The organism is Burkholderia sp. Ac-20392 (assembly GCF_017104585.1).
GTDB classification, from domain to species: Bacteria; Pseudomonadota; Gammaproteobacteria; order Burkholderiales; family Burkholderiaceae; genus Burkholderia; species Burkholderia lata.
In genome coordinates this window covers 1-4,842 of sequence record NZ_JAAGPB010000562.1, presented here as the reverse complement: position 1 = coordinate 4,842, position 4,842 = coordinate 1, and the positions used below count along the sequence as shown (strand labels likewise).

The window sequence follows — 4,842 nt, the reverse complement described above, 5'->3', positions numbered from 1 at the left end:
GATCGAATCGCCCGCGCCCGGGCCCTTGCCGGCCAGCGCGGCAAGCTGGTGCCGCGCGAGCTGGATCGCTTCCTCGTAGCTGTCGATCTGGCGCTCATAGTCGGGCAGCGTCGATTCCGCCTGGCTCACTTCGAGCTGCGTGCCGAGGCCGGCCTGCAGCCGCTTGCGCGCGAGATCGGCGAGCGAGTGCTGGCGTTCGAAGGTCTGATGCGCGAGGTCGAGCAGCGCATAGTTCATCGACATGCCAACGTACGCACGCACGACGTTGACTTCGAGCTCGAGCTTGGCTGCACGCGCATCGGCGGCGGTCGCATGTGCCGTGTCGAGCGCGCGCTCGGTCGCGTTCTTGTCCTTGCCCCACAGGTCGAGGTGATAAGACAGGCCGAGCGTGCCGGTGTTGTTCCAGGTATCGGCGTTCGCAAGCGGGCCGGGGCCGTAGTACACGTTGTCCGGCCAGTGCTCGCGCATCAGCGAGAGGTTGCCGTTGATTTGCGGCAGCTCGGCCGAGCGGGCCACGCGCGCCATTGCCTGCGCTTCGCGCACCCGGGCCTCGGCGGCCGCGAGCGTCGGGTTGCCCGCCTGGGCGTTGGCGATCCAGGCGTCGAGTTGCGGATCGCGGTAGGCGCGCCACCAGTCGGCCGCGGGCCAGTCCGCGTCACGGTCGGCCGCACGGATCGCGGCGCCGGCATCGAGTGCGTTCGCCTCGATGCGGGCCGACTGCGGCTTGTTGTCGCCCATGCTCGCGCATCCGGCCATTATTAATGAGACTGCAAGAACCGCCAGTGCGAGCGTCCCTTTTGTCGCCGGAGACTGCACGATTTTCTCCCTTTCGGATATAGATGAGTCGGATGCGATTATATTTTTCAGTGATTCCTGAATAAATGGACAAGGGTGCAAGTCATTTTTACGAATCCTGAGACAATACTTGTTCGCCTCTGTGCAACAATCCGTCCGGATTCAAACGGGTAATGGGATGGATACGCTACAAAACATGCGGGTATTCGTCCGCGTGGTCGACGCGGGAAGCTTTACCGCGGCCGCCCAGCAGATGAATTCGACTACCGCCTACGCGTCGCGCGCGGTCTCGGACCTCGAGGCGCACCTGCGCACGCGTCTCCTGAACCGCACGACGCGCCGGATCGCGCTGACCGAAGCCGGCGAGCGCTACCTGCAGCGCTGCGAGCAGATCCTCGCGTACGTCGACCAGGCCGAAGCCGAGGCGGGCGACGCGCATGCGCGCCCGTCGGGCAAGCTGAAGGTTCATTGCTTCACGAGCCTCGGCCAGCACTACCTGGTGCCGGCCGTCGCGCGCTATCGCGAGCGCTACCCGGACGTGCACGTCGAGCTGACGCTCGCGCAGCGGATGCCAGACCTGCTCGACGAGGGGTATGACGTCGCGATCGTCGTCGGCCGTGACCTGCCGGATTCGGGGCTCGTGTCGCAGCGGCTCGGCGAGAGCTACAGCGTGGTGTGCGCGTCGCGCGGCTATGTCGAGGCACATGGCGTGCCGCAGCGGCCGGCCGATCTCGCGCAGCACGTCTGTCTCGGGATGGTCGCGCCGGGCTTCCAGTTCGACGAATGGGCGCTGGCCGGGCCGAACGGCGACGAAGTCGTCCCGATCACGGCGCCGCCGTTTCGCGTGAACGTCGCCGAGGCGCTCGCGGTGGCTGTACGGGAAGGGATGGGGATTGGCGGTCTGCCGCTTTATTCGGCGATCGGCTGGTTGCGCAGCGGGCACATCGTGCGCGTGATGCCCGAATACCGGTCGCACGTGATGAACATCTACGCGCTGTATCCGTCGCGCCAGTACCTCGACGCGAAAATTCGCACCTGGGTCGATTTCCTGCGCGACGAACTGCCGGCCACGCTCGCAGCCGACGAAGCCGCGCTCGAGCAGTACACGCGTGCGACATGACAGCGCGGTTGACCGCAATCTGACGAGATTTGTCCTTCACGCAACATTTTTTTACGAACGCGTGTCAGACAGTTTGATACTGTGGGAATTAACGAGATACGCAACCCCGGAGTAGCAATGGATACGCACCTGATGATCGGCCTTGGAGTCCTGCTGGGCGCGGCCGCGGCCGCCGCGGCGACCCGCGACCTGCTGCGCGCGATGAAGGCGAAGGCGCAGATGAAGCCGGTGCCGGTGCGGGTGCGCGAACAACGCCGCCCCGGCCGCTGATCCCGCGGTCGCGCTTCGGGTCGAAAAAGGCCGCGCAACGCGGCCGCGCGGGCCGGCGTTCAGCCGAGCTCGACGACCTTGTCCCACGCGAACGCGGTATTTTCCAGTTCGCCGGTGCGCCGGTGGATGTAGCCGCGCGGATTGCACACCACGCGTGTACCGCCGTCTGCCACGTAGTCGAATGACGTATGCGTGTGGCCGTGGAGCCACAGATTGACCGGCGGCTGCACGAGTTCCGCCATGTCCGTAACAAATCCCGCCGACGCAAGATCTTCCGCATAGCGCTCCGCCAGCGAACGCCGGTGCGGCGCATGGTGGGTCACGACGATCGTTTGGCCCGCGAACGGCGTCGCGAGCTGCGCTTCGAGCCATGCGCGGCTGCGACGATGCAGCGCGATCGCGTCGGCCGGCGAGAAATCCCGTTCCGGCGTGCCCGGCGCCGCATGCAGCGCCGCGTCATGCGGCCAGGTCACCTGGATCAATCCCTTGAAATCGAGCATCACGCGCAGCCCGGCCTCGATCGAGCTGGCCATGCTGGCTTCGTCGGCGCCGAACAGCGAAAAATCGGCCCAGAGCGTCGTGCCGAGCACGCGGAAGCGCTGCGCGGGATCGACGTAGACGTCGTTGTTCAGGTAATGCACGTTGTCGAGCGCCTGCGCCGCATCGCGCATCGCCGTCTCCAGCGCACCGAATTCCCCGTCGTAGTACTCGTGGTTGCCCGGCACGTAGATCACCGGCACCGCGGAATCGAACGTCTCTGCGGCCCAGCGCAGGCCTTCCGCATGATTGTGGATGTCGCCGGCCAGCACGACGAGATCCGCGTTCGCATGCGGGATCGCGTCGGGCAGGTTGCTTTCGAGATGCAGGTCGGACAGGACGCGGACTTTCACGAGCGTGGCTCCGGAGTGGGCGGCTTCAGCGCAGGACCTTGCCGGGATTCATCAGGCCGCGCGGATCGAGCGCGGTCTTCAGCGTGCGCATCAGCGTCGTTTCGACCGGCGACTTGTAACGCTGCGCGTCGTCGATCTTCAGCTGGCCGATACCGTGCTCCGCGCTGATCGTGCCGTGATGGCGGTGCACGTTGTCGTAGACGATCCGGTTGATCGGCGCCTGGAACGCGGCGAGGAACGCTTTCGGGTCGCCGCCTTCGGGCATCTGCACGTTGTAGTGGAGATTGCCGTCGCCGAGATGGCCGAACGTGACCATCCGCGCGCCCGGCGCAGCCTGCTGGATCGCCGCGTCGGTCTCGTCGATGAAGCGCGCGATCGACGAAATCGGCACCGCGATGTCGTGCTTGATGTTGAGCCCCTCGTCGGCCTGCGCGAGCGGGATGTGCTCGCGCAGGTCCCAGAATGCGCGCGATTGCGCGAGATTCTCCGCCACCACGGCGTCGACCACGAGCCCGGCCTCGAACGCTTCTTCCATCAGCTTCTCGAACAGCGCGCGCGCATGCGCTTCGCTTTCGTTGTCGGACAGTTCGAGCAGCACCGTCTGCGCGTGCGTCTGCGCGAACGGGTAGCGCAGTTGCGGGTAGTGCTTGCCGACGAGCTGCATGCAGAAGTCCGACATCAGCTCGAAGCCGGTCAGCAGCGGCCCGGCCGCGCGCTGCGCGAGCGCGAGGAAATCGAGCGCCGCGTGCGGCGATTCGAGCGCGGCGAGGGCGGTGACCTGTGCGGCGGGCAGCGGATGCAGCTTCATCACGGCAGCCGTGATGATCCCGAGTGTGCCTTCCGCGCCGATGAACAGGTCGCGCAGGTCGTAGCCGGTGTTGTCCTTGCGCAGTCCGCGCAGGCCGTCCCAGATCTCGCCTTGAGGCGTGACGACTTCAAGCCCGAGACACAGCTCGCGCGCGTTGCCGTAGCGCAGCACCGCGGTGCCGCCCGCATTGGTCGACAGGTTGCCGCCGATCGTGCAGCTGCCTTCCGCCGCGAGGCTCAGCGCGAACAGCCGGCCGCCTTCGCGGGCGCGCGCCTGTACGTCGGCGAGGATCACGCCGGCTTCGACGGTGATCGTGTTGTTGTGCGGATCGAGCGCGCGCACGCGGGTCAGGCGCGCGACGCTCAGCACGGCCTGGCTGCCGCTCGCGTCGGGCGTGGCGCCGCCGGCCAGGCCCGTGTTGCCGCCCTGCGGCACGAGTGCGATGCCGTGTGCGTTGGCCAGCTTGACGAGCGCGGCGACTTCGGCCGTGTTCGCGGGCTTCAGCACCGCGCACGCGGCACCCTTGTAGCGGCGGCGCCAGTCGGTCAGGAACGGTTCGGTATCGTGCGGGTCGGTCAGCACATGGTCGGCGCCGATCGCGTCGCGGCACGCGGAAACGAAAGCTTCGGAGGACATCATCACCTTGTCGCGTAAGGGTCAGGACGCGGCGCGCGACTTTTTCGCCGCGCGCTTGAACGGCGCGACGTACGCCAGCGCCGCCACGAAGAAGACGACGGCAAGCGCGGTCTCGCACCAGCCGAGCGTCGCGGACAGCCCGCGATCGGACATGCCGCGCACGACGCCTTCGGCGAAATAGACGAGTATCAGCATGCTCGCCCACTGCATCGTATAGATGTTACGCCGCCAGACGCCGGGCAGCGCGAGCGCGAGCGGGATGGCCTTGAGCATCAGCGCGGAGCCGCCCGGGCGCAGCGGCGCGAGCCACAGCTCCCACGCGG

General features: G+C 67.0%; 6 protein-coding genes. 2 read left to right on the top strand and 4 right to left on the bottom strand.

Annotation, left to right across the window (positions count from 1 at the left end; genetic code table 11):
- Positions 1–816 (bottom strand): TolC family protein (locus G3N99_RS34500; protein WP_206124607.1); only part of this gene is annotated, 816 nt, incomplete at its 3' end.
- A 157-nt stretch (positions 817–973) separates the two neighbouring features.
- Between G3N99_RS34500 and G3N99_RS34495 the strand changes: the two genes are divergently transcribed.
- Together G3N99_RS34495 and G3N99_RS34490 are read left to right on the top strand one after the other, a co-directional pair.
- Positions 974–1,915: a LysR family transcriptional regulator gene (locus tag G3N99_RS34495; RefSeq protein ID WP_174934511.1), complete on the top strand. Its 942-nt coding sequence runs from the start codon at positions 974–976 to the stop codon at positions 1,913–1,915.
- A 117-nt stretch (positions 1,916–2,032) separates the two neighbouring features.
- Positions 2,033–2,185, top strand: a complete 153-nt coding sequence (locus G3N99_RS34490; RefSeq protein WP_163008969.1) for a hypothetical protein — start codon at positions 2,033–2,035, stop codon at positions 2,183–2,185.
- A 59-nt stretch (positions 2,186–2,244) separates the two neighbouring features.
- On the opposite strand, the gene G3N99_RS34485 is transcribed toward G3N99_RS34490, so the two are convergent.
- The 3 genes from G3N99_RS34485 to G3N99_RS34475 all read right to left on the bottom strand — a co-directional run.
- Positions 2,245–3,075 (bottom strand): metallophosphoesterase, encoded by an 831-nt coding sequence (locus tag G3N99_RS34485; protein ID WP_174989199.1) that lies wholly within the window; start codon positions 3,073–3,075, stop codon positions 2,245–2,247.
- A 25-nt stretch (positions 3,076–3,100) separates the two neighbouring features.
- Positions 3,101–4,522 (bottom strand): FAD-binding oxidoreductase, encoded by a 1,422-nt coding sequence (locus G3N99_RS34480; RefSeq protein WP_206124606.1) that lies wholly within the window; start codon positions 4,520–4,522, stop codon positions 3,101–3,103.
- Positions 4,523–4,540: 18 nt separating this feature from the next.
- On the bottom strand, positions 4,541–4,842 hold a 302-nt coding region (locus G3N99_RS34475), incomplete at its 5' end, for a DUF2069 domain-containing protein (RefSeq protein ID WP_206124605.1).

Bases quoted from the DNA above. Each gene is read 5' to 3' on its own strand.
- G3N99_RS34495 (WP_174934511.1), top strand. From the start codon at position 974: ATGGATACGCTACAAAACATGCGGGTATTCGTCCGCGTGGTCGACGCG.
- G3N99_RS34480 (WP_206124606.1), bottom strand. From the start codon at position 4,522: ATGATGTCCTCCGAAGCTTTCGTTTCCGCGTGCCGCGACGCGATCGGC.
- G3N99_RS34490 (WP_163008969.1), top strand. From the start codon at position 2,033: ATGGATACGCACCTGATGATCGGCCTTGGAGTCCTGCTGGGCGCGGCC.